Annotated in this window: 21 protein-coding genes and 2 pseudogenes; 9 read left to right on the top strand and 14 right to left on the bottom strand. The window is 41.2% G+C overall.

What is annotated here, in order from left to right; translation table 11 throughout:
* Complete coding sequence (locus AUR67_RS18680; protein WP_058586371.1) at nucleotides 1-732, top strand: VacJ family lipoprotein; 732 nt, start codon at nucleotides 1-3, stop codon at nucleotides 730-732.
* A gap of 65 nt (nucleotides 733-797) precedes the next feature.
* Here the strand turns inward: AUR67_RS18680 and AUR67_RS18675 are convergent, their stop codons facing one another.
* The gene (locus AUR67_RS18675) at nucleotides 798-2021 is read right to left on the bottom strand and encodes an EAL and HDOD domain-containing protein (RefSeq protein ID WP_054562155.1); all 1224 of its coding nucleotides are present in this window, start codon (nucleotides 2019-2021) and stop codon (nucleotides 798-800) included.
* Nucleotides 2022-2392: 371 nt separating this feature from the next.
* Here AUR67_RS18675 and putP point away from each other — a divergent pair, with 371 nt between their 5' ends.
* Nucleotides 2393-3904, top strand: coding sequence for a sodium/proline symporter PutP (putP, locus tag AUR67_RS18670; RefSeq protein WP_054562154.1), 1512 nt, complete (start codon nucleotides 2393-2395; stop codon nucleotides 3902-3904).
* 62 nt (nucleotides 3905-3966) lie between these two features.
* On the opposite strand, the gene AUR67_RS18665 is transcribed toward putP, so the two are convergent.
* The gene (locus AUR67_RS18665) at nucleotides 3967-4269 is read right to left on the bottom strand and encodes a YebG family protein (protein WP_058586530.1); all 303 of its coding nucleotides are present in this window, start codon (nucleotides 4267-4269) and stop codon (nucleotides 3967-3969) included.
* Nucleotides 4270-4515: 246 nt separating this feature from the next.
* Between AUR67_RS18665 and AUR67_RS18660 the strand changes: the two genes are divergently transcribed.
* Nucleotides 4516-4809: a ComEA family DNA-binding protein gene (locus tag AUR67_RS18660; protein ID WP_054562153.1), complete on the top strand. Its 294-nt coding sequence runs from the start codon at nucleotides 4516-4518 to the stop codon at nucleotides 4807-4809.
* 28 nt (nucleotides 4810-4837) lie between these two features.
* Here AUR67_RS18660 and AUR67_RS18655 read toward each other — a convergent pair whose 3' ends face one another.
* From AUR67_RS18655 to AUR67_RS18645, 3 genes are all read right to left on the bottom strand, one after another.
* Nucleotides 4838-5140 carry a DUF6170 family protein gene (locus tag AUR67_RS18655; protein ID WP_055197970.1) on the bottom strand — a complete coding sequence of 101 codons (303 nt, stop codon included), beginning with the start codon at nucleotides 5138-5140 and terminating at the stop codon, nucleotides 4838-4840.
* Nucleotides 5140-5658 (bottom strand): disulfide bond formation protein DsbB, encoded by a 519-nt coding sequence (gene dsbB / locus AUR67_RS18650; protein WP_054562151.1) that lies wholly within the window; start codon nucleotides 5656-5658, stop codon nucleotides 5140-5142. The genes AUR67_RS18655 and dsbB overlap by 1 nt, the downstream gene beginning before the upstream one ends.
* A 129-nt stretch (nucleotides 5659-5787) precedes the next feature.
* Nucleotides 5788-6939 carry a chorismate mutase gene (locus tag AUR67_RS18645; protein ID WP_058586370.1) on the bottom strand — a complete coding sequence of 384 codons (1152 nt, stop codon included), beginning with the start codon at nucleotides 6937-6939 and terminating at the stop codon, nucleotides 5788-5790.
* Between the two features lie 334 nt (nucleotides 6940-7273).
* Here AUR67_RS18645 and AUR67_RS18640 point away from each other — a divergent pair, with 334 nt between their 5' ends.
* Nucleotides 7274-10273 (top strand): EAL domain-containing protein, encoded by a 3000-nt coding sequence (locus AUR67_RS18640; protein WP_152996548.1) that lies wholly within the window; start codon nucleotides 7274-7276, stop codon nucleotides 10271-10273.
* A 26-nt stretch (nucleotides 10274-10299) separates the two neighbouring features.
* Here AUR67_RS18640 and AUR67_RS18635 read toward each other — a convergent pair whose 3' ends face one another.
* The gene (locus AUR67_RS18635) at nucleotides 10300-10629 is read right to left on the bottom strand and encodes a translation initiation factor (protein ID WP_058586369.1); all 330 of its coding nucleotides are present in this window, start codon (nucleotides 10627-10629) and stop codon (nucleotides 10300-10302) included.
* Nucleotides 10630-10762: 133 nt separating this feature from the next.
* Between AUR67_RS18635 and AUR67_RS18630 the strand changes: the two genes are divergently transcribed.
* From AUR67_RS18630 to AUR67_RS18615, 4 genes are all read left to right on the top strand, one after another.
* The gene (locus AUR67_RS18630; protein ID WP_054562148.1) at nucleotides 10763-11068 is read left to right on the top strand and encodes an STAS domain-containing protein; all 306 of its coding nucleotides are present in this window, start codon (nucleotides 10763-10765) and stop codon (nucleotides 11066-11068) included.
* The gene (locus AUR67_RS18625) at nucleotides 11068-12738 is read left to right on the top strand and encodes a fused response regulator/phosphatase (RefSeq protein WP_058586368.1); all 1671 of its coding nucleotides are present in this window, start codon (nucleotides 11068-11070) and stop codon (nucleotides 12736-12738) included. Before AUR67_RS18630 ends, AUR67_RS18625 begins: the two co-directional genes overlap by 1 nt.
* A gap of 45 nt (nucleotides 12739-12783) precedes the next feature.
* The gene (locus AUR67_RS18620; RefSeq protein ID WP_058586367.1) at nucleotides 12784-13443 is read left to right on the top strand and encodes a GAF domain-containing protein; all 660 of its coding nucleotides are present in this window, start codon (nucleotides 12784-12786) and stop codon (nucleotides 13441-13443) included.
* Nucleotides 13444-13516: 73 nt separating this feature from the next.
* Nucleotides 13517-14707, top strand: coding sequence for an amino acid aminotransferase (locus AUR67_RS18615; RefSeq protein WP_054553227.1), 1191 nt, complete (start codon nucleotides 13517-13519; stop codon nucleotides 14705-14707).
* A 77-nt stretch (nucleotides 14708-14784) separates the two neighbouring features.
* On the opposite strand, the gene AUR67_RS18610 is transcribed toward AUR67_RS18615, so the two are convergent.
* The 8 genes and pseudogenes from AUR67_RS18610 to AUR67_RS18575 form a co-directional block, all read right to left on the bottom strand.
* A complete protein-coding gene (locus tag AUR67_RS18610) occupies nucleotides 14785-15534 on the bottom strand; it encodes a DUF3379 family protein (protein ID WP_055197974.1) in 750 nt (249 codons plus the stop codon).
* Nucleotides 15534-16082 (bottom strand): annotated as a pseudogene (locus AUR67_RS18605) (sigma-70 family RNA polymerase sigma factor); the annotation flags it as partial. The gene AUR67_RS18610 and the pseudogene AUR67_RS18605, both read right to left, overlap by 1 nt.
* A gap of 78 nt (nucleotides 16083-16160) precedes the next feature.
* Nucleotides 16161-17810: a BatD family protein gene (locus AUR67_RS18600; protein WP_058586366.1), complete on the bottom strand. Its 1650-nt coding sequence runs from the start codon at nucleotides 17808-17810 to the stop codon at nucleotides 16161-16163.
* Nucleotides 17804-19681 carry a vWA domain-containing protein gene (locus tag AUR67_RS18595; protein ID WP_058586365.1) on the bottom strand — a complete coding sequence of 626 codons (1878 nt, stop codon included), beginning with the start codon at nucleotides 19679-19681 and terminating at the stop codon, nucleotides 17804-17806. The genes AUR67_RS18600 and AUR67_RS18595 overlap by 7 nt, the downstream gene beginning before the upstream one ends.
* 1 nt (nucleotide 19682) lies before the next feature.
* Entirely contained in the window at nucleotides 19683-20669 is a 987-nt protein-coding gene (locus tag AUR67_RS18590) for a vWA domain-containing protein (RefSeq protein ID WP_058586364.1), read from the bottom strand.
* The gene (locus AUR67_RS18585) at nucleotides 20662-21102 is read right to left on the bottom strand and encodes a DUF4381 domain-containing protein (RefSeq protein ID WP_058586363.1); all 441 of its coding nucleotides are present in this window, start codon (nucleotides 21100-21102) and stop codon (nucleotides 20662-20664) included. The genes AUR67_RS18590 and AUR67_RS18585 overlap by 8 nt, the downstream gene beginning before the upstream one ends.
* Nucleotides 21103-21104: 2 nt before the next feature.
* The gene (locus AUR67_RS18580) at nucleotides 21105-22049 is read right to left on the bottom strand and encodes a DUF58 domain-containing protein (RefSeq protein ID WP_058586362.1); all 945 of its coding nucleotides are present in this window, start codon (nucleotides 22047-22049) and stop codon (nucleotides 21105-21107) included.
* 3 nt (nucleotides 22050-22052) lie between these two features.
* Nucleotides 22053-23009 (bottom strand): AAA family ATPase, encoded by a 957-nt coding sequence (locus AUR67_RS18575; protein WP_054553219.1) that lies wholly within the window; start codon nucleotides 23007-23009, stop codon nucleotides 22053-22055.
* A 336-nt stretch (nucleotides 23010-23345) separates the two neighbouring features.
* On the opposite strand from AUR67_RS18575, the pseudogene AUR67_RS18570 reads away from it, so the two are divergent.
* Nucleotides 23346-23613: pseudogene (locus AUR67_RS18570) on the top strand (acetyl-CoA C-acyltransferase); the annotation flags it as partial.

Here is a 23613-nt window from a genome sequence, read left to right as displayed (position 1 = left end):
ATGTTTAGGCACAGTATATTTTTTATCTTTTTTGTAGTGCTTGCAGGATGCGCACAAATACCTGAAGAAAAAGCGGATGAGCGAGACCCATTACAGTCGTTTAACCGTCCTATGTATGATTTTAATATGGACGTGCTTGACGCTTATATTCTTCGCCCAGCAGCTGTTGGCTACGTTACAGTAACGCCAACACCGGTAAGACGTAGCATTGTTAATTTTACCGATAACATCACCGCACCAACGGATATGGTCAATGCTGGCCTGCAAGGTAAACCTGGTAATATGGGTATTAGCCTAGCGCGCTTTTTAGTGAACTCTACGGTAGGTTTACTCGGCTTTTTTGATGTTGCTTCATCGCTGGGTTTAGAAATTGTCGATGAAGACTTTGGTCAAACCTTAGGTGTATGGGGTGTAGGAGATGGCGCATACTTGATGATCCCAGGTATGGGGCCAAGTACAGCACGAAACCTAACAGGTGATGTGGTAGATAACTTTGTGTTACCTGAAATCACGTTAACAACACCGCAGACTATTTTGGTGTTTGCGCTGAAAGCGGTTGAAGCCCGTGCTTCATTAATGCCACAAGAGAGCCTATTAAATGAGTCGCTAGACCCTTATATCTTCATGAAGGATATTTACTTCCAGCGTCAATTATATGAGCTACATGATGGTAATCCGCCAGTAGAAAAAGAGCCTGATGATTTTGACGAAGACTTCTTAGAAAATCTTTAAGATTATTCAAATAAAAATGCCAGCAATTGCTGGCATTTTTTATAGCATTAATAGATTGATATTCATCAGTCTCCAAACACACTCATTTGGTCATTAGACCAACTTAATGCGTCGTGGTAAGCGTCCGGTACTTCTTCTGGCTTAAGGCCCAACTGTTGTTGGATTTCTTTCGCTTTTTCCCAATTTGCTTGCTCATAGAATTTTACAAGGTTTAGATAGGTAGCGAGTAAGCCTTCATCTTTAAGTAGAGCGTCTTTAATTTCGTTGGTCAGCGGTAACTTATTCATAACGCTTGGCATATCTTCATCTAAGATAGCATCCATTAATGACATCATGCCTGTTAAGAAAGCCATACCTGTATCGCGTAACTTACCATGACTAATTGCCAGTAATTCAGCAAACCGTGCTCGGGTTAGCGACAGGCGGATCAGTTCAGCAGGTTTATCTGCAGATACTTGAGCTGCAAATAACAGCGACAAGAAACGTTTAATTTCTTCGCTTCCTAATACGATAAGCGCTTGCTTGATTGTGCTGATTTCGGCACGGCGTTTAAATGCCGCGGAGTTTGAATAGCGTAATAATTTATAAGATAAGTTAACGTCACGTTCAAACACCTCAGTGATTTTTCTAAGGTTTAAATCAATACTTGATGTTTCGTATAGGAGCTCGGCAAGAGCCATCTCAGAAGGTGGCAAAGTTTTACTTTGTACCATCTCCGGTTTTGAAAAGAAAAAGCCCTGAAAGTAACTAAAACCCATTTCTAGGGCAAGTTGGTATTTCTCGTAAGTTTCGACTTTTTCGGCAAGCAACTTGATGTGCGGGTGCGGTTTTATCGCTTCAATAACCGCTTCAATCGACTCTTTGTCTGTGGTTAAAAAGTCAATTTTGATCATATCGATATACGGATAAAAATGACGCCACACAGGTTGATGAATGTAATCATCAAGGGCCAGTGTGTAACCACGCTCTTTTAAATCTTTAACCAGAGCAAGTAAACGTTTACCTGGTTGAATAGTTTCAAGAATTTCGACAACGACTTGTTCTTTACCCAGTAATAAAGGGTAGCCTTTTTGGAGTGTCTCTAAAGTGAAATTAATGTAAGCTGGTTTGTTATCCGTTAAATCTTCTAAACCAAAATTGAACTGACTACCTTCAATGAGTCGTGATGTTGCTTCATCGCCATCAATGTCTGGAAACACGTTATCTACGCCATCCCTAAACAGGAGTTCGTAGCCGACAAGTTTCTTTTCCTTATCTAAAATAGGTTGGCGTGCAGCGTAAAAATACATAGTCCTGGCATGTCCACTTCGGTTAATTCATTTATCCATCAGCAATATATGTCATTGTGCCTGAAATAGCATTAATTAAATGCGAGTATTTGAGGATAAATACTGATTTTATTCTGATCTTAAGACTAGGATAAATTGCAATTGAATTCTATAACTTGCGATTAAATATCATATTTTTGTTATGAAAAGGTTGAAATTGTAAACCCTGTCATTGAGCTGCTTGATTGGAGTTGAAGGGGGGAAGCATGTTATAGTCATGAGTGATATCGGTTTTTACCCCAATAATGTCTTAAAATTAAATAACTTGCGAGTCATTATTCGGATTAAAAGCCAACATTAAACAACTTTTGGAGGCTAATTTGGAAACAGGAATGATAATTTCGTTAGCAATGTACTTCATCGTCATGCTGGGGATTGGGCTGTATGCTTATAAGCAATCTACCGACGATGTATCAGGCTATATGCTAGGTGGTCGTAATTTATCACCAAGTGTTGCTGCGCTTTCAGCTGGCGCATCAGACATGAGTGGTTGGCTGCTAATGGGTCTACCGGGTGCAATGTATTTGTTTGGTTTAAGCAAGGTTTGGATTGCCATAGGTCTAGTGCTCGGTGCTTGGGCTAACTACTTCCTAGTCGCGCCTCGTTTACGTGTTTACACAGAAAAGGCGAATGACTCAATCACCATTCCAGATTACTTCGCGAACCGCTTTGATGATAATAAAAATATTCTGCGTGTGATATCTGCGATTGTAATCATTGTTTTCTTCACCTTGTATACCTCATCAGGTGTTGTTGCAGGCGGCAAGTTGTTCGAAAACTCATTTAATATGAGCTACGAAATGGGTCTGTATATCACAACCGGTGTCGTAGTGTTATATACCTTGTTTGGTGGCTTCTTAGCAGTGAGCCTGACTGACTTTGTACAAGGCTGTATCATGTTTATCTCGTTGCTGGCTGTGCCAATTGCAACGTTTACCATGCTTGATCAGCCAGTTATGGATACACTTGCAAATGCACGCTATGACTTATTATTAAGCTCACCAAAAGAATCAGAAATTCATGCACTTAATATGATGGATTGGTTTGCAGGTGGTTCAACGATAGCGATTATTTCTGCAATGGCATGGGGCCTTGGTTATTTTGGTCAACCACATATTATTGTGCGTTTTATGTCTGTGCGCTCTGTGAAAGATATGCCGACTATGCGCCGTGTGGGTATGTCGTGGATGACGCTTTCAGCTATTGGTGCTGTGCTAACAGGCCTATTTGGTGCTGCATATATGCTTGAAAACCAAATGCCAATTGATGATAAAGAAACGATTTTCCTAGTGTTGTCTGAGCTTATCTTCCACCCTTTAATTGCCGGCTTCTTATTGGCAGCTATTTTAGCGGCGATTATGAGTACTATTTCATCACAGTTATTAGTTTGTTCAAGCTCACTAACCGAAGATTTTTATAAGATTTACTTAAACCGTAGTGCATCTCAAAAAGAGCTGGTTTTAGTTGGTCGTATTAGTGTTATTTTGGTGGCTCTATTTGCTATTTACTTAGCCTATGACCGCGATAGCTCTATCTTAGATTTAGTGAGTAATGCATGGGCAGGTTTTGGTGCTGCATTTGGTCCACTCGTATTACTGAGCCTTTACTGGAAGCGTATGAACTTACAAGGTGCTATCAGTGGTATGGTTGTTGGTGCTGCAACAGTGCTGTTTTGGATTTACGCGCCAATTACAATTGATGGCCAAGCATTAAGTGCAATTATTTATGAGATTGTCCCAGGCTTTATTTTATCAACAATTGCTATTGTTGTTGTTAGCCTTACAACTGCTGAGCCGAAAAAAGAAATTACAGACTTATTTGATGAAGTTGAGTCGTCACTGTAGTTTTTGATTAAACACAAAAAAGGGCAACATCTGTTGCCCTTTTTTATGATCTAAATTTGCGTTTAGCTTGCCGCTTTTTCTTTTATATCAGCAACGTTGTCGCCTGACTTTGCTTTTTTAGGCTTAGCTGGGGCGTCTTTTGCACCTTTAAGTACCGCCATAAATTGGTCTTTTTCTTTTGCCATTTCAAGCGCCAGTGACTCAATTTGTTGCTCGCTTAATGGTACATCAACTTTTTCAAGCATTAGTTCTAATGACTCAGCAATGTCGAGCATTTTGTCATACGCATCAGCTTCTTTCTTAGTAGTAAACGTCATGCGCTCGACTCCGTTTCTTTCTACAACATATTTAACAACAACAGCCATGATTTCTCCTGCATTTAAGCGTGGCATTTGCAGCGTAATACCGCTACCTTGATTACTGTTTTTATATACAGTAATGCTTCAGGGCTTACTTTGCAAGTAACTTTAGATAAATTTTATTCAGCAAATTTGACAATAATAGGGACATTAGCTTTATTTAAATTGTTACCCAAAGTTAAACACAAGCGATGGAGTGAGTGTTGGGTAATAGCTAACTACCTGTCCAAGATGGACATCATGGAGGAAATTATGAAATTACTATCAAGTATTTTACTTGCCACAAGTATTGCGCTACTACCTGCTACATCGGCATTCGCCGTTAAACCAACCGAAGCAACACAAGTTAAAATGCAAAAGCTCAGTATAAACAAAGCCAGCATAGATCAACTTACTCAATTACCGGGTATTGGGGAGTCAAAAGCTAAAGCGATTGTTGAGCACCGTAAAAAGCAAGGTCCGTTTAAGTCGGTAGAGCAATTAAAAGAAGTAAAAGGAATTGGCGATAAGCTATTTGCTAAACTTGAGGGGAAAATTACATTATAAATAGCGGGCTATACACCTAAACAGGGCGTTATTCGCCCTGTTTAAATTCATCGATAGCTTTGTCTAAATGCGCTAATGCGAACATGTTTTCGATAGGTGTTGTGATGAGTGGGTAACTTAAGCCCGCTAACAACAACCAAGGAATAAGCATCCAGCCTTCAAAGTAGGCCAAGCCTAAAAATAATGGTGCTAAAAAGGCAAGCTTACATACTGATAAAATGATCTTTTTGCTTGGGCTTAAATGAGCCAAAGCAAGGGCAATAATTTGCTGGCGTTGCCTTACTTTAAAGCTTTTTAAAGCAGGGATTTGGCTAGTAAAAAAATAAATCATTATAGCGACTTTTTGCTCACTAATCGGCTAACTAGAACAGCCACAAATACCACTGAAAATGCTGCAAAAATCACTTCCATCCATGCTGGCATACTCATAGAAGCAAACTGCCAATCGATATTTCCGCAATCACCAGTAGCGGCAAAAAAGCTAGGGATCCATTCATGCAAAGGCATAAAACTTGGGAAGTTAGGTTCAAATGCACAACTAAATGCAAAAGGGTCAGTATTGTTTTGCATTGCAATGTGTTCTTTGGCAATAAAGTAACCCCAAATTGCAGAGACACCCCAAGTGGCAAATGCGACTAAGCGAACAACCATATTTTGTGGGTTAATTGCACCAATCACACCCGCTGCAAGTAAGCCTAAAACAGCGGTACGTTGATATATACACATGATGCATGGCTCAAGGCCCATGTTGTATTGAAAAAATAACGCAGTGATTTCAAATGCGAGGGAAATAACGGCTAATAATAACCAAGGTGTTCTTTTAGTTGCTAATTCTGCTAACCAATTCATGAAAGTTCCAATTTCAAATTGTTTTCAAGATTATGCTTAGACAGGGCTGTGGGTGCAAGTATCTAAGATGAAATTATACGAAAAAGGAGCCGACTGGCTCCTTTTTATTAATCATATCTAGGCTGGCAGTTACACACTAACAGCTTGCAAAGACTCACTTTGATAGCAGCCTAATACACGGGTGTATTGGGTGTGTTCTTTTAGCTCTTCAAGCGCTTGCTTAACATGTAAGTCATCAAGGTTTGCTTCAAGGTCAACATAAAACACCTCTTCCCATGGGTTTCCTGGTACTGGACGAGATTCCAATTTTACTAGGTTAATTTGATGTTGTTTAAAAATCATCAAGGCATCAGCCAATGAACCCGCTTGTTGTTTGGTCGCCATAATCAAACTGGTTTTTGTTGGAATTTGCTTAGATACTTGCAACGGATTACGCGCGACGACAATGAAGCGGCTATGGTTTTCGCTTTGGTTTGCAAGACCTGATTTAACGACTTCTAACCCTACATTTTTACCTGCTTGTGCTGAGCCGATAGCGGCGCTGTTTGCAGTTTCAACCGCTGATTGTAATGCATGGAAGGTTGAGTCACAGGTTTCATGTTGAATATCACCTAACCCCTGAATGAAGCGGCTACATTGAGCAAAAGGCTGTGGGTGAGCAAAGATTTTATTAATGTGAGAAAGCTCAGTACCTGGCATTGCTAATAAACAGTGCTCAACGCTGTGAGTGACCTCACCGACAATTGATACTTGTGCATGTTGTAATAAATCGAACACTTCATTGATACTACCTGAGCTGGTGTTTTCAATTGGCAGTAAGCCGAAATCAGCTTGGCCACTTTCAACTTTGCCAGTGATTTGATCAAAGCTCGAACAGCCCATCTCAATCAGCTTACCTGGGCGACGGCTAAAATATTTATGACAGGCTAATTGGCTATAAGAGCCTTGACCACCTAAGTAAGCAACACGATGACTTTCGCTCATTGCTTCAGGGTTTAGATTCTTTTGTAGCATTGCTTGTTGATTCAAAACAGAATCTTCAAGAATAGTTTGGAACACATTATTGATGTAGTACGCATCTAGACCTAGCGACTTACCATAATTAATAAGCTTTTCGAGTAATGCTTGTTCGCGGGCTTCATCGCGAATTGGTTTGTTATTGGCAATTTTATATTCAACTACGCTGTGGCTAATACGGCGTCTTTTAGCCAGTAACACCAATAAGTCGGAATCTATTTCATTAATATCGTGTCGTAACGCATTTAATGTATCAATGCTCATGTTGGTTTCCTCATTCCAAAACAGTGCACAAACAAAAAAGCCTCCCAAGTGGGAGGCTTTAGCTATTCGGTGAATTTATCTCGCAAACAGTTAAGCCTCCTCTATCTAAAGAAGCTAAAAAACGAAAAATAAGTGCGAGAGATAATTTGTTTCATTGAACTAATGTAAAAACACTTGTATGTAAAGTCAACTGCCTATCGCAGCTAATTTAGAAAACATCGGTGTTTACTCAGAAAATTCATTTATATTTATAAAAAATTTATAAATATAAAAATGAATCTGGTATATTTGTTTTTGCACAATAAATAATAACAATTATTAATAAGGTAGTCCTGTGGTGTATCGACGACCGCCATCACGTTTTGGTGTGAATTCATTAAGTATGAAATTGTCGCTGCTGATCTCTGCGATTTGTTTGATTGCAGGTATATGTGCTGCGGCTTTGATGCTTAAATCTGAAGAAAAACAGCTTGTGTTTGAAGAGCACGAACTTTTAAAGCACTCTAGTGAACGCTTGAGTCGTCAATTTAACCGCTTGATCAAAACCAAAATCAATATTGCTGAGCAGGCTAATAACGTCGTAAGCAGCCAGCTCCTTCACAACGAATCGCATTTACAAAGTAAACGCAGCGCAGAACTCAAATTTGCCCTCGATGGCAGTATCCGTAGTACCTCAGAAGATGGCTTATCGGCTGCGTTTCTCCCTCAAGATAAATATTCTGAATTTTATAAACAGCTTATAAACGATTCTGAATCGCTATGGAAAATCGTTTCACCGACCTTAATTCAAGATTTCTTTAATTTTTACCTTGTCACCAAAGACAACTTTATTCGTATCGCACCACCTAACTGGGCACTCAATGTACCTGGTAGTTTTGATTTTACCAAAGGCGAAACCTTCAATTACGCTCAGGCTGCAACTAACCCAAGCCGAGAAGCGGTGTGGTCAAAAGTGTATTACGACACTATTTGGCATAAGTGGGTGGTGAGTGTGCTTGTGCCAATCTACCTTGATAACGAATTTTTTGGTGTCACGGGCAGTGATATCGCGCTTGAAACCTTATTGGCACAGTTGCCTATCGGTGACCGTGAGCAGCATCTGTTAGTGTTTGATGCAAAAGGTCAGCTATTAGCTCACCCTGATTTAGATAAAACAACCCTTGAGCAATATGGTCGTGAAGGTAAAAAATTACTCACCGAAGATTTTGTAAACCCTGATCTGCAAAAACTAGTGTCTGAAACCATTCGTTTAAAGCTACCTGAGTCGGCAAATTCATTCGTACAAGATGGCGAAACTCACATTATCAATATTCGTAAAGTGGAAAACTTAAACTGGTATATTGGTATTTATAAAAAGCGCTCGTCTGCACTTTCTGCGCTTGAAGAGTTAAAAGTAAAATTCTTTGGCTTGTTTATCTTGTACGCTATTTTAGTTGCTTTGTTATTGCATCAAGCACTTTATCAACTAGTACTGCGTCGCATTCATTCGTTGGTTAATGCGGTAGTTAGTTTTGGCAAAGGGCAATTACAAACTGAGTTTCCAAAGGCTAATAAAGATGAAATTGGCACGCTAAATGGCTCGTTTAGAGACATGGCTATTGAAATTCGTAAGTTGATCGATGGCTTAAACCAGCGCATTAGTGAAAAAGAAATAGCGGAAAAAGCGGCGAATCGTTTATCTAAAGCTGTGGCTTTCTCTGGTACCGGTGTGGTGATCACCAATCAAGACTTTGAGATCAAATACGTGAATCCGAAAATGGTTGAAATGACCGGTTTTGAGGAGCGTCACTTTATTGGCTCGCCGCTGTTGAATATCATTTCACAAGAAATGGCGATTTTAGTCGATGATATTGATATCGATTTGCGAAGCCGTAATTATTGGCGCGGGGATACCTTATTACAAGGGAATGAACGCCAATCAGTTTGGGTTTCGTTAAGTATTTCACCAATTCGAGAAGATGGTGGTGAGATCACCAGTTACGTGGCATCAGCTCAAGATATTTCGTTTGTAAAAGAAAGCCAGCGTAAGATGGAGCAATTGGCTTACTTTGATACCTTAACGGGGCTTGCTAACCGTACTTTCTTCAGAATGCAGCTGCGTAAATCAATGGCACTGGCTGAACGCGGTCATTATGCATTTGCCTTATTCTATTTTGACTTAGATGAATTTAAACGTATCAACGATACTCTAGGGCATGATGCTGGGGATCAGTTATTAGTTGAAGTGGCTAACCGTTTGAAAAAGCGTTTGCGTACGGAAGATACAATAGCGCGTTTAGGCGGTGATGAATTCGCGGTATTATTAAGTGGTATTGAGCATCAAACACATGCAATGGAAGTGGCTAATACGATTCAGCGCACGCTTAATGAGCCAATCAAGTTAGGTAATAATGAAGTGATCATCAGTGCCAGTATTGGTATCACAATGGCACCGTTTGATAGCCAAGAAGAAGATCAGCTACTTAAACATGCTGATCTTGCGATGTATGAAGCAAAAGCGAAAGGGCGTAATACTTTCCACTTCTATAGCCAAGAGCTAAATGCTGCAGCAAACGAGCGCTTATTCATTGAAAATGAGCTTCGTACAGGTATTCGCGAAGGGCAGTTTAGGGTTTATTATCAGCCACAAGTTGATTGTAGAAATAACCAAGTGGTTGGTTATGAAGCGCTTATTCGTTGGTTCCACCCTAATGAAGGGATGATCCCACCAACTAAGTTTATTCCTATTGCTGAAGCAACCGGCTTAATAGTTGAGCTAGGTGCGTGGATCTTGCAAGAAGCGTGTGAGTTTGCGGCACGTTTAGCTAGTCAAGATTTAAAGAATAATATTTCAATCAACCTGTCGGCACGTCAATTTAAAGATGCGAACTTGGTGTCGACACTGGATAAGATCATCAAACAAACAGGTGTTGAGCCTAAACGCTTACACCTTGAGCTAACAGAAAGTATGCTGATGGGGCATGTTGAAGCAGCCATCTTACAACTACATCAGCTAAAAGCTTTGGGTGTATCAATTTCAATCGACGACTTTGGTACTGGGTACTCTTCACTGAGTTACCTAAAACGTTTCCCTGTGGATATCTTGAAAGTTGATCGCTCGTTTGTGAAAGATATTCCACAAGACAGTAATGATATGGAAATTACCGCTGCAATCATTGCTATGGCACAAAAGCTGAAGCTTAATGTTGTTGCCGAAGGGGTAGAAACCATCGAGCAGATTGAGTTTTTACAAAACAACAACTGTTATATTGTGCAAGGTTACTACTATAGTAAGCCTATCCCTGAAGATGAGTTGCCTGCACTTTATGAACAGCTCAACTCGTTGAATTCATAAAATACAGAACGCAAAAAAGGGGGCGATTAGCCCCCTGCAATTTTTACTTTAAATTTTAGTCCTTCGAGAATCGCTTTTAGCTTATCTCTGTCATCACCTTGAACTTCGATGATACCGTCTTTTACTGCACCACCTTGGCCCATTTTACTTTTAATGGTTTTGGCTAATTTTTTTAAGTCGTGCTGCTCGCTGTCGATACCAACAACTAACATCACGCCCTTACCTTTGCGTCCTTTGGTTTGACGTTCAATGCGTAAAAAGCCGTCTTTAAAAACTTTACCTTGGCTTGGTTTACTTTCTTTAGGTTGCTCAATGCGACCCGTTGCAGTTGAATAAACTAGATTATTATCGCTCATGGTAGATCTCGTTATAGAAGCTTGGCTAAATGATAACAAATTTCATCCTAAGTGTTTTAATTTTTGGCTTATTTGTTTTAAGCGGTTATATTTAGTTAAGTATCAGGAAAGATTTGTTTATTAGGAGTTTATTATGAGTTTAACGCGCAGCACTTCTGCTGATGGCGCTATATTAACCGTACAAATCAAAGGAAAATTTGATTTTAATTTGGTGCAATCTTTTCGTCAGGCGTATGCCGATCTCAACGACAATATCGATAAAGTGGTTATAGACCTTAGAGAAACAGATTACATGGACAGCTCAGCGTTAGGCATGTTGCTGAACATGAAAAAAAACTTAACAGGCAAAGTTGAAACAATTCAAATTAGTAACTGCCAACCGCAACTGAAAAAAATCCTGCAAATCTCTCGTTTTGATAAAAAGTTCGATATTGATTGATGCTTAATATTCTGGTTGTAGACGATCTTGCCTTAAATCGTCGCTTATTAACCGTGATGTTAGAACAACAGGGCTACCGTGTTTATACCGCTGAAAACGGTCTTGTTGCTTTAAACCTGCTCGAAGAACACACCATTGATATTGTGTTACTCGATGTCATTATGCCTGTGATGGACGGCTTTGAAACCGCAGCGATTATCAAAGAGCGCTTTAGCCAAGTTTACTTACCGATTATTTTTATTACCTCATTAGAAGACGAAGCGAGCTTTGAGCGTTGCTTATCGGTTGGTGGTGATGACTTTTTGCATAAGCCGTTTCAAGAAGTGATTCTTAACGCGAAAATTAAAGCGCATAGCCGGATCCGTAATTTAAGCCAAAAGGCAAGAGAGCAAAATCTACAACTTGAATATCATCAAAATCAAGTCGAACGCGAACATGAAATTGTCGAACATATTTTTAATAATGCTCTTGAGAACCAACAATCTTTTCCTAAGCATTTAGATTTTCATTTATCGCCTGCGGCTATGTTTAATGGCGATATGTTTTTGGTCGCACAAAGCCCATTAGGTAGCTTATATTGCATGCTTGGTGACTTTACGGGCCATGGTTTAGCTGCTGCAGTCGGTGCACTGCCTGCTTCAAGAGTATTTTATACTATGGTGAGTAAGGGCATGTCGGTGAGTGATATTGCTGCAGAAGTCAATTCAGTATTAGGTAAGTTATTACCAGGCCACATGTTTTGTGCTGCAACCATCATAGAGCTTAGCAGTACCGGGAAAAGTATCTCGGCATGGCTAGGGGGCTTACCCGATACCTATATCATAAACCAAAGCGGTGAAGTTATTCGTACCCTTGAATCTCAACACATGGCACTGGGTATTTTAGAAGAAGATGAATTCGAACGTGCACTTATTCATATTGAAGTAGAAGACACATGCCGTATTGTCATGGCAACCGATGGTATCATTGAAACGACTAGTCCACATGACGAGTACTTTGGTGAGCATCGCTTTAAAAAAGTGCTAGCCTCAAAACCTGCTATTTCTACTGAGCAAGTACTTGAACGAGTCAATAAATTTGCCCGTGGTAATAAACAACAAGACGACTTGAGCCTAGTATTATTAAATTGCTTACCAATGCGTGAGCCTGAGCAAAAGTCTGAGCCGCTATCCGCATTACCTTTTAACTTTTCATTGAGCCTAAATTCAAAGCAAATCAAAAGCACCGATCCGGTGCTGGAAGTCGTTGATGTAATAAGCAAAGTAGCAGGGTTAAATGCACATCGCGCTAATATCTTTTTGATACTCTCAGAGGCCTACAATAATGCCTTAGACCACGGGGTGTTAGGCCTCGACTCAGAGGTAAAAAATCAAGAAGATGGCTTTTTAATTTATTATCAACAACGTGAAGAGGCCCTCGCTAATTTAACCGATGCCTTAATCATTATTGATATTCGCTATTGCCCAGAAGAACTTGCTTTATATTTTACTGTTTGCGACTCAGGAAATGGTTTTAGTAAAGAGCAGGCAAGTCAACAAAGCCTTGCAAGAGAGCATGGTAGAGGCTTGTGCTTGCTTGGGGAAGTAGCTTCAAAAGTGACCTTCAATAGTGCAGGCAACCAAGTCGAAATTTATTATCAATTAACAGCAAGCAGTACTAGCTCACACTAAAATCGCATGTTATCATTCTGGCATTATAGATGTTTGGATGGCTAAATGATTTCTAACTACTTATCGACAGCTCAGCTTGAATTACCAGAAAATTTGGTTGCTGAGCAATTATCAAACCTTGAACATTATCTTGCAGAGTCAGCTTTACCAGCAGTGCGTTGGGAGTATCAAATTCCTGAGCTAGGCGAGGGTGGTGCGTGTAGCTTGTTTGGCTACTTACAAGATGAACCATTCAAATTAAATGATTATGTTGCCGATGATGCTACCAATACTGAAAAACTGGCTAAGCTTCAACAAATTATCGATTTTGTTGTTGCCCAAACTCAAGTTGATTGGTTTGGTATTTATCAAGCGACAGAGACTAATGAAGGTTCTCAGTTATTAAAGCTGGTTTATCATGGTGCACCGAGCCGTCCATTATTCCCGCTAACTGAAGCATTTGCTAAAGGTAGTAACAATGTTCAAGTTGCACTTTCTAAGCAAGGGCGTGTGATCAATAACGTAGCCGATTACCTCGCACAAGGTGGTGAGTATTATACTTGCGACCCGAAGGTGAAAGCTGAGACTTGTTTACCATTATTATCAGACAAAAATGAATGCTTAGGTATTATAGATGCAGAAGCATTTAATAATGATTTCTTTGATCAGCAAACCCTTGCATTACTTGTGGCTTGTTGTATTAAAATTCCTCAACTCTTGGTCTAATTTAACTAGTAATCAGGCTGGGTTTTTATGTTAAGCTAGTGGCAACGCTAACCCCTATAAAAAGAGATAGTCAATGTTCTCAGAATTAAAACCATTACCAACAGATCCTATTCTTGGCCTAATGGCGGCCTTTAAACAAGATACAAACCCGAAGAAAATCGATTTGGGTGTAGGTGTTTATAAGGATGAGCAAGGCAATACGCCTGTATTAAAAGCGGTTAAAAAAGCGGAAGCGTTTCGTTTAGAAAACGAAACCAGTAAATCGTACATTGGCTTGGCAGGTAACCTAGATTACTGTCAAAAAATGGAAAACTTATTACTGGGTGAGCATCCAGCACTTTTAGCTAACCGTGTTCGCACTGCACAAGCACCAGGTGGTACAGGTGCATTACGTGTTGCAGCTGAATTCATCAAGCGTTGCAACAAAGATGCGACTGTATGGGTAACTACGCCAACGTGGGCAAACCACATCAGCTTATTTGAAGCGGCGGGCTTAACAGTAAAAGAATACCCTTACTACGATTACGAAAATAAAGACCTTTTATTTGATGACATGATTAATACCCTTAAGCAAGTGCCTAAAGGTGATGTTGTGTTATTCCACGCATGTTGTCACAATCCAAGCGGTATGGATTTAAATGCTGAGCAATGGAGCACAGTTGCAGATCTTGCTGTTGAAGTTGGTTTCACGCCACTGGTTGATATTGCTTACCAAGGTTTTGGTTCAAGCCTTGAAGAAGACGCAGCGGGTCTTCGTAAATTAGCAGCAGCGGTAGATGAGCTAATCATCTGTTCTTCATGTTCGAAAAACTTCGGTCTATACCGCGAGCGTATCGGTGCATGTTCAATCATTGCTAAAGATGCAGCGACTGCTGATATCTCAAACTCTGTATTATTAAGCGTTGTACGTAGCATCTATTCAATGCCGCCTGCCCATGGTGCTGATATTGTTAGTACGATTTTAGGTAGCACTGAGCTGACGCAAATGTGGCATGACGAGCTTGATGAAATGCGTAATCGTATTAATGGTTTACGTACTCTAATTAAAGAAAGCTTAGCAGCGAAAGGCATTGAGCAAGACTTCTCATTTATTGACCGTCAAAATGGTATGTTCTCATTCCTAGGTATTAATAAAGAGCAAATCGAGCGCTTACAAAAAGAGTACTCAATCTACATTGTTGGTTCTAGCCGTGTAAACGTTGCTGGTATCAGTGATGCAAACATTGATTACTTTGCAAATGCAGTAGCAGACGTTTGTAAGTAACCTGCTTTATAGCGATAAAAAAACCGCAGTGACTGCGGTTTTTTTATGCCTGTAATATGTGTTACTACGAGTAGGTATTAATGCAGCCAGCGAATAGCGTCATTGATCATACTGTTGTAGCTATCAAGTGGAGCACCAATACTCGCTATTAAGATAGTATCCGCTCGCTCACCACGGTTGATGTGACCAGCGAAACGCTCATCATTGAAATCATCAGAGCCGGTGCCAAATGGTTGCTCGTCAGAAGGCACAATGAATACCGTCATCGGGCCAAAATCAGACTCAAATACCAAGTGCAGACCTTTTTTGCCTTGAAAATCACAAAACATTAAATAGGTTACTTTACCTGGTAGCTCATCTAAGTGTCCGCCAATGGTGGCAAACTTTTCGTTCACATAGGCAAGGTCTATCGCTTCATGTTTATCTAGCGAGCCTATCTCATGGTATAGGTGCGCAAAGGCATGCTCACCCACGCTGTATAACGTATGTTGTTTGTTAGTTACAAAGAACACACTAATTGCTACTAAAAACGACGCTGCAGCGGCTAAATACAAGCGATTAAAGGCAAAGCGCGATTTAGCCTCAATAATGGTGTCTAGCGGCTGCTCTGAAGGCGCTTCTTCTGCGGCATAGGTATTATCAATAATTCGCTTTGCTAAATTTTCAGGCACGGGGATGTTGAGCGCATTACTTAGTTCATCATCTAAAGCGCGCACATCATCAATAAACGCCTGTTTGTCTGTGTCCTGCTCGGCAAACGCTTCAAGTTCCTTATCAATAGTGCTTGGCTCGGCGAGGATGCGGCGGCGAAACTCGAGTTCATCCATTAATTTGATGCTCCTCTAAGTTGATCATCATCACTGCTTAAAGCCTCTTTAAGCTGATTTCTGGCACGGAAAAGTCGTGTCATGACAGTATTTTTATTTAAATCGAGGATCTGGGCAATTTCATCGCCAGAGCAACCCATTACTACTTGTAATAGCAATGGCTCTCGATACTCTTGTGATAACTTTCCTATTTGTCGTTGAATCACTGTTTGTTCCATTTCAGCATCAAGGGTTGTACTTTGTTCATCTACAAGAGTGTCGTTTTCAACATCGGCGTAATCAAATTGTTTACGTTCAAAGCGGCGTGCGTTCTCACGGCGCAAAATAGTTAACAGCCAAGGTTTGACTGCTTGTTGATCTTGCAGTGAATCCAAGGCACGCCAAGCCCTCAGGAAGGTTTCCTGCACTAAGTCTTCAGCAATGTTCTGATCACGACACAACCAATACGCAAAGCGAAAAAGCTCACTGTGGTAGACATGAACCAGCGCTTCATATCGCTTTTGTTTTTCTGTCATAGTAACTAAGACCTGCCTATCAGAAAAAAACTTTCTGAGATTATTATTTTTTTCTTAAAAAAACGGCTAATTCAAGATTAGCCGTTTATATTCAACCTATTAGGTTAATAGTTAATCGTAAAGGTTTTTTAATTCAGTAGCATTACTTGTCGATTTCGTTTGCTTTGCCGCTTGGCTTAGCAAACTGACGATTAAACTTAAATCAACCTGTTCATCTGCTGAACTATAAAGTTTAGTGCGTAATTTAGCAATTTCATCATTAAGTTGTGTATTTTTCAGTGATGCTAGTAAACACTCGATTGCTGCAGCATTTTTACCTGTCTGCTGTTTTGCATAAAGGTTCAATGCGTTATAAAACCCTGAGCTATTGTTTTGCTTTGCAAATTGCTTAAGCTCATTCAACGATGCTGATGAACCACTGGTAGGTAATGGCTCAGCTGCCGACTGTTGAGGGCGCTTTTTAATGTAAAGCACTAAGGTAATTAACCAAAGTCCATAGCCGACAATTGCCACGATAATAAGCCACACAGGGGTAGTAACTTGCGTAACGGTTTGTACATTAGTTGGCGTATCACTCAGCTCATTAGAGCTTGCGGTTTGCGGCTCTGCGATAGCAGGGGCTGTTGGTGTGAGTGGATTTGTACTTGGTACTACCGTTAGTGTGCGTGCAGGTATGGTTGCGTAGCTAATACGATTGATTTTAGTATTAAACCAAGGCAGCTTGATTTCAGGCAATGTGTAAGTGCCCGGTGTTTGCGGTAATAAAGCATAAGAAGCCGTTTGCTGTGAAATAACGCGGCCATCACGTACCAGGTGGTTACTCTCTTTTTCATCAGGGTAACTTCTAAAACCTTGCACCTGCGGCATATCGATATCAGGAAGTTGCTCTTTAGTAACCCCTAATGCAGTTAAGGTGATAGTTCGAGTGATTGGCGTGCCAACTTCAACGGTGTCGTCTTTTGGTTGCCATTGCTCATCAAGGTTAACCAGTTCACTTGGTAGCCATGCACCTGTGTAGTTATCTGGAATTGGCTTGATTTCAACATCAACATCTTCGCCCATCGCTGACACAGCCATTTGGCGATAGTTTTGACGAATACGACCATTGAACACAGGTGCCGTAATAGTATTTACACCACTTTTTTGTGGCTGCACTAAGTACTCACGGGTGATCACTAAATAGCGTTTGCCATCAATTAACTCATAGTCTTCAGATTGCTTGTTAATTGGGGTTAGCTCAGCGTTTTCCATTTCTGGCGTAGTTAAGTTGCCATCAAGTAATTCTTTGTTGTTGTCTAAATACAATTTAACCGTATAAACACCGGCTTCTTGCACGTATAAGCTACTTGGCTTGATGCTTGTGTTAATAAAGGCTTCTTTATTTTGCTCTGAGGTTTGGCTGCGTTTAGCCACCGTTAGCTCAATCGGTTTTGAACTGACACCAGCTACAGTAAATGCAGGGATGGTATAAGTGCCTTCTTTACGGGTCATCAGCTTTACAGACCAGTTAGTTTGCTTACTGATTTCACCATTAATAATATTGGTGCGCGAGCTGACACTGGTTGGCCCAACAACAAAATCTTTTAATAACACCGAAGTGTCTGGTTGTTCGCTGTTAATAGAGTCGTCTGCTGAGATGGTTAAAACAAAAAACTCACCGGCAAGGACAGGGTTTTTATCAACACTTGCCTGTAGCTGGGTGGCAGCCCAAAGCGGCGCTGCCGCGATTAGCAATAAACAACATAATAATCGCATTACCATGATTTTTCGGCTCCTCGTGGACGACGTTGGTAGTTTCGTTTTTGTGCTTCTAATTGCATTTTATTTCTTAATAAGATCGCTGGATCATCGGGAACTTTACGCAGCAACTGGTTAAGTTGCTGGGCTTTTTCTTTCTCTTCATTAGTCAGTTCAGCAGCTTGCGCCTGCATAGCCTGTTGCTCTGCTTGCTGTTTAGCTTGTTCGTCGCTTTGCGATGGCTGTGGCTGGGCCTCTTGTTGCTCGGGAGCTTGCTCTGGCTGTTGCTCTCCAGATTGTGACGACTTGTCTGCTTGTGATTCCATTTCAGGTTTGTTTTGCTGGTCACTATTAGACTCGCTTTGCTCACCTTTTTGATCTGATTGCTCACCTTGCTCTGACGGTTGTTGGCCATCTTGCTGCTCACTCTGCTCAGAGTTTTCACCTTGCTGTGAATTTTCACCCTGTTGCTTTTGCTGGTTATCTTGCTGGCCATCAGAGTTTTGTTGATCATTGTTTTGCTGTTGATCTTGTTGCTGCTGTTGTTGCTCTTGCTGCTGCAATAACTGTTCTACGAGGGCTTGGTTTTCTTTTGCCTCAGTGAAGTCATTTTTAAGCTGTTGGGCTTGCTTATACGCTTCTATGGCTTGTTCTAGCTCACCCGCCTTAGCAAGGGCATTACCGTAGTTGTACAAACCCGTTGCAGATTTATCTTCGCTAAACGCATCCATGGCCGCTTGGTAATTACCTTGCTGATAAAGAGCTGCGCCTTTTAATTGCGTGTTTTGTGCTTGGGCGGCTTGTTCAAATTGATTCTGCTGATAGGCATCAAGAGCCCGTTGGTCTTGGTTCTTAAACACCTCAGGTAATTCAGCGGCGTAAACCTGTTGCTGAGGTAATAGCATAACAAACAAAAAGCCAAGTACTAGGCTACTACGGCGAATTAAAAAGAGCGCTAGCGGCAATAAAATAATCAGGCCGTAAATACCTGCATCAACTCGCCATAACGCTTGGCTTTGTTTCTCATCTTTGAGTACTTCAGCATTGGCTGTTGGGGCAAATGTTTGAATATCTTGATTACTGGTTTGATACAGTGCAAATTTGCCACCGCTGTTGCGCGCAAGCGCACTTAAGCGGCTGACATTAAGCGTTGGAATCACAATCTGCCCTTGTATGTCTTTTAAAAAGCCTCCTTCAGGTAGCTTAATCGGCGCACCTTGCTCTGTGCCAACTCCGTAGACATTTAAACGATAATTAGACTGAGCGGTAAAGCGGCTAATATCTTCTTGATCTAGGCTATCAACTCCATCGGTGACTAAAATAATATCACCATCTAAATAGCCAGCTTGTTTAAGTAAATCATCGGCTTTTTCTAGGCCTTCAATAACATTTGAACCTTTGCTCGGCATGATATCTGGACTTAGGCTTGGGATAAGGTTAGCCAAAGTGCTAGCGTCATTGGTTAGCGGCGAAATAGTAAATGCAGAGCCTGCATAAGCCACTAATGCCGTATCACCTTCTTTGAAAAGCTCAATCATATCAAGTGCTTTAAAGCGAGCTTGCACTAATCGATTTGGTGCGATGTCGGTACTGAACATGGAGTACGACATGTCCATCACAATGACCCGCGCATTCTTTGCTTGAAACACCGGAACTTGTTTTTTCTCAAAGCTTGGACCTGCTGCAAAAACGATGGCTAACAGAGTAAATACAGCAACGAGCCAAAGCGGTTGGCTTTGTTTTTTATGATTGTCGCTCATTACAAACTGCGCCAAATGGGGCGCAATTAAATCAGCAGGGGCGCTTTTTTTGTTGCGTACCAACAGCACACTAAAAATAATCAGCGCGGGAATTAATAACCAAAGTAGGGCAGGGCGAATAAATTCAAAATCCATACTAGCTCTCCTGCTTAAATTGGCGAATAAAACTGACGAGCATTGCTAAGCTTATTAAGCCTAGCGCCACAAGCAGTGGAATATAAAACAATGAAATTTGTGGGCGGAACGTTTGTTCATCGCTACTAATTGGCTCAAGCTTATCGAGCTCTTGATAAATTTGCTGTAAGCCAGCCACATCTTTTGCTCTAAAGTATAAGCCGCCGGTTTGCTCGGCAATACGCTTGAGAAGGCTTTCATCTAAGTTACCGCCACTCATCCCACCCATATTAAACAGGCTAAATCCACGTGGGTTATCAGAGCCAACACCTATGGTATATACCTTAATGCCTTCTTCGCGGGCTAACAGCAGGGCATCTTCTGGGTCAAGGTTACCTGCGGTGTTTTGTCCATCGGTTAATAGTACAACGATACGGTTACTTTCATCTTTATTAGCAAAACGCTTTACAGATAAACCTAATGCATCACCAATGGCTGTTGCTCTACCTACTAGACCAATTTGCGCTTCGCTGAGCATTTGGCTCACGGTTTTAACATCACGAGTAAGAGGCGTTTGTAAAAATGCGGTATCACCAAATAAGATAAGACCAAGTCGGTCGCCTTGACGCTGTTCAATAAAGTCACTTAGTACAGCTTTTACCATGGTAAGCCTATCAACATATTGATTCTGATAGGCCATATCTTGCTCTGTCATAGAGCCAGATAAATCCACCGCCAGCATAATATCGCGGCCTTCATTAGGCAGCGTGATAGGTTCATCAAGCCAAGTTGGGTTGGCAATAGCGACAACCAATAAAACCCATACTAGCCACTCGAGCAATGAGACTTTTCGGCTATGTTGCTGCACTGCTTGATTATTTAAGCCAAGCTTTGCAAAGCCAGGAATACGTATACGTAACTGCCCTTGCTGCTTTAACGGCATAAAGCGGCTTAATAACCAAGGCAGAGGTAAAAGCACAAAACACCATGGCCAACTAAACTCAAACATTAATTGGCTCCTTGAGTTTAAAGTTGCTAATAGCACTGCGTAATTTAGCTGCAAGTTCAGCATTATTACTTTGTTGTTGATAAAGCGGCATCAACTCGTCGTAACTAAAGTTATCGCCACTCAGTTTCGATAAACTTTCAGACCACTTTGCCAAAGGCTGAGAAGCAAGCTGGCTGCTGTAATAATGGCGAGTTAAGCGTTTTAAAATAATGTGTAGCTCTTGCGCGTCATCATCGCTAAGGGTCTTACTTAACTTAATCGCTTGTTTTTTGGCTTTTTTAAATTGCTGGTTTTTATATAAAAGCACTAAGCCGATAATTAATAACGAACCAACTAAGGCAATGATCAGCCACCAAATTGGAGCAAGTGGCCACCATGCAACCTCGGTCGGTGCAATGACATCATGTAAGCCATCTAGCGGATTTTTTTGCATTGTTACTTTCTCACTAATTGCAGCTCAAGAGGAGTGGCTGCACTGAATGAAATTAAACTAAGCCCAGATTTTTGTAAGCGTTTTAATCTGTTAGAAAACGACTCTTCAGCTGACTTGGCAAAGCGCTCGCGAAATTGCTTATCCATTAGTGGTAAAGCAAGCTCTTGGCCATTTGCCGACACAGTCACCGTTTGTTTGAAAGCTGGTAATTGATGCTCGAACGGATCACTAATATGGCAGCCAATCAATTCACAGTGCCTGCTCAGCATTTCAAGTTGTTTGAAACTTGCTTCATCAAGGGCGCTAAAATCAGAAACGATATAAACCAAGCTCCCTGGTTTTGCTAAATGATTAAGGCGTTTAAGGTTTTCGCTAAATAAGCTGGTGGCTGTTTTATCGATATTAGTCAGCGCTTGGCTGTGAATATCACATAAGTTGTGACAAAGCTTTAACACTGCTTTTTCTCGAGAGGTCGGTTTTAATTCGTGATGACCTTGCTGATTAAACACCAAGCCACCAATGCGATCACCTCGTTGACACGCCGACCAAGCAACCAGTGCGCTAATGTGCGCTGCTTGCACTGACTTTAATAATAATTTTGAGCCAAACAGCATCGAGTTAGAAAAGTCGGTAAATACGAAAACAGGGCGTTCTTTTTCTTCTTGAAACAACTTAGTGTGGGTTTCGCCAGTACGTGCAGTAACACGCCAGTCGATAGAGCGTATGTCATCACCGGCTTGATAATGACGTACCTCGGCAAACTCCATACCACGCCCTTTGTGAGGTGCAAGGTATTGCCCAGCTAAGCTGTTTTTGATTTTTACTTTGGGCGCAAGTTCTAGCAAGCGAGCTTTGGCTTTGTAATACATCAACTCTTTGAGTGATAAATTGACGCCTTGACTATGACTCGCTGCTAACCACGCCGCTGTATCAAATTGGCTCGACATAGCTTATGGCACTGCCACCAATTCTAAAATACGGCTGATCACATCGTCTTTACTGATGCCATCGGCCTGTGCTTCGTAACTTAAGATAATACGGTGGCGCAATACATTATGCAGCACTGCTTGAATATCATCTGGGGCAACAAAGTCACGACCTTCAAGCCAAGCATGCGCGCGGGCACACTTATCAAGGGCAATGGTTGCACGCGGGCTTGCGCCATATTCAATCCAGCGGCCAAGTTGCTCATCAAGCTCAGCTGCTTCACGAGTGGCAACAATTAACTGTACTAGGTATTTCTCAAGCGGCTCAGCTAAATACAAACCTAATATCGCTTTACGGGCAGCAAATAGCTCACTTTGACTAATTTGTTGTGTTGTTGCTTGCTTGTCAGAAATAGCCTCGCCACGGGTTAGGCGTAGGATATCTAATTCGTGTTCAGCACCCGGGTAATCAATGCTCAAATGCAATAAGAAGCGGTCTAGCTGAGCTTCTGGTAGTGGGTAAGTGCCTTCTTGTTCTAGCGGGTTTTGGGTTGCCATAACCATAAATAGATCAGACAGTGGATAGGTGTTTTTACCAACCGTTACTTGGCGTTCAGCCATGGCTTCTAGTAGGGCTGATTGCACTTTAGCAGGAGCACGGTTTATTTCATCTGCCAAAATTAGGTTATGAAATAACGGGCCCTTTTCAAATACGAACTCACTGGTTTGCTGGCGATAAATATCGGTACCAGTTACATCTGCTGGTAATAAGTCTGGGGTAAATTGCACACGTTGGAAACTGCCTTCAACGCCTTTCGCTAAGGCATTGACTGCACGCGTTTTCGCAAGACCCGGAGGGCCTTCAACTAATAAGTGGCCATCTGCCAAAATTGCGATTAACAGTGCTTGAGTTAATTGTGGTTGGCCGATAATTTGCGTGTCTAGATATGATTTTAATTGTGAAAATGCGTTAACTGCCATAATAAAAAGACTGTCCTAAAAGCGTGAGTCAAAAATTGTTTTTGTTATGCGCCAATGCGTTATATTCAGTACCGATAAATTCTTTGCGCGGTACCGTGGTGGGGCGCTATTAACAAGTTATAAGGATTCAAAAGTTATAACACAAGTGTTAGACACAAAATCCTCAAATAGTTCGTTATTTTTTAAGGATTTTTAGCCTACCATATAAATACGGTGTTTTTTTGTAAATAGGCCGAAAAAAGCCTATGGTTGAAAACTTACTATTGGCATTCGTACACGGGTTGTTTTAGAATCAGGAAAAACAAACAGGTCAGACCTGTCAGCGGGAGAGCATAAATGTCTGAGCAAAATATACTTAAAACAGCAAAAGGCGATCGTATCGCTATCGTTAGAGGCCTGCGAACGCCATTCGCAAAGCAAGCCACAGCATTCCATCATGTACCAGCCCTTGATATGGGTAAGTTAGTTGTCAACGAAATGCTTGAACGACTTAACTTTGATAAATCTGAAATTGACCAACTTGTATTTGGACAAGTAGTGCAAATGCCAGAAGCGCCAAACATTGCCCGTGAAATCGTATTAGGTACGGGTATGCCTGTTTCTG

This window comes from Pseudoalteromonas sp. XI10 (genome assembly GCF_001469895.1).
GTDB lineage: Bacteria > Pseudomonadota > Gammaproteobacteria > Enterobacterales > Alteromonadaceae > Pseudoalteromonas.
Note: the sequence above shows the minus strand (reverse complement) of the source record. Positions and strands in the feature narration are given on the sequence as shown.

Coding starts and splice junctions, on each gene's coding strand:
- AUR67_RS18680 (WP_058586371.1), top strand. CDS start 1: ATGTTTAGGCACAGTATATTTTTTATCTTTTTTGTAGTGCTTGCAGGA.
- AUR67_RS18675 (WP_054562155.1), bottom strand. CDS start 2,021: ATGTATTTTTACGCTGCACGCCAACCTATTTTAGATAAGGAAAAGAAA.
- putP (WP_054562154.1), top strand. CDS start 2,393: ATGATAATTTCGTTAGCAATGTACTTCATCGTCATGCTGGGGATTGGG.
- AUR67_RS18665 (WP_058586530.1), bottom strand. CDS start 4,269: ATGGCTGTTGTTGTTAAATATGTTGTAGAAAGAAACGGAGTCGAGCGC.
- AUR67_RS18660 (WP_054562153.1), top strand. CDS start 4,516: ATGAAATTACTATCAAGTATTTTACTTGCCACAAGTATTGCGCTACTA.
- AUR67_RS18655 (WP_055197970.1), bottom strand. CDS start 5,140: ATGATTTATTTTTTTACTAGCCAAATCCCTGCTTTAAAAAGCTTTAAA.
- dsbB (WP_054562151.1), bottom strand. CDS start 5,658: ATGAATTGGTTAGCAGAATTAGCAACTAAAAGAACACCTTGGTTATTA.
- AUR67_RS18645 (WP_058586370.1), bottom strand. CDS start 6,939: ATGAGCATTGATACATTAAATGCGTTACGACACGATATTAATGAAATA.
- AUR67_RS18635 (WP_058586369.1), bottom strand. CDS start 10,629: ATGAGCGATAATAATCTAGTTTATTCAACTGCAACGGGTCGCATTGAG.
- AUR67_RS18630 (WP_054562148.1), top strand. CDS start 10,763: ATGAGTTTAACGCGCAGCACTTCTGCTGATGGCGCTATATTAACCGTA.
- AUR67_RS18625 (WP_058586368.1), top strand. CDS start 11,068: ATGCTTAATATTCTGGTTGTAGACGATCTTGCCTTAAATCGTCGCTTA.
- AUR67_RS18620 (WP_058586367.1), top strand. CDS start 12,784: ATGATTTCTAACTACTTATCGACAGCTCAGCTTGAATTACCAGAAAAT.
- AUR67_RS18615 (WP_054553227.1), top strand. CDS start 13,517: ATGTTCTCAGAATTAAAACCATTACCAACAGATCCTATTCTTGGCCTA.
- AUR67_RS18610 (WP_055197974.1), bottom strand. CDS start 15,534: ATGGATGAACTCGAGTTTCGCCGCCGCATCCTCGCCGAGCCAAGCACT.
- AUR67_RS18600 (WP_058586366.1), bottom strand. CDS start 17,810: ATGGTAATGCGATTATTATGTTGTTTATTGCTAATCGCGGCAGCGCCG.
- AUR67_RS18595 (WP_058586365.1), bottom strand. CDS start 19,681: ATGGATTTTGAATTTATTCGCCCTGCCCTACTTTGGTTATTAATTCCC.
- AUR67_RS18590 (WP_058586364.1), bottom strand. CDS start 20,669: ATGTTTGAGTTTAGTTGGCCATGGTGTTTTGTGCTTTTACCTCTGCCT.
- AUR67_RS18585 (WP_058586363.1), bottom strand. CDS start 21,102: ATGCAAAAAAATCCGCTAGATGGCTTACATGATGTCATTGCACCGACC.
- AUR67_RS18580 (WP_058586362.1), bottom strand. CDS start 22,049: ATGTCGAGCCAATTTGATACAGCGGCGTGGTTAGCAGCGAGTCATAGT.
- AUR67_RS18575 (WP_054553219.1), bottom strand. CDS start 23,009: ATGGCAGTTAACGCATTTTCACAATTAAAATCATATCTAGACACGCAA.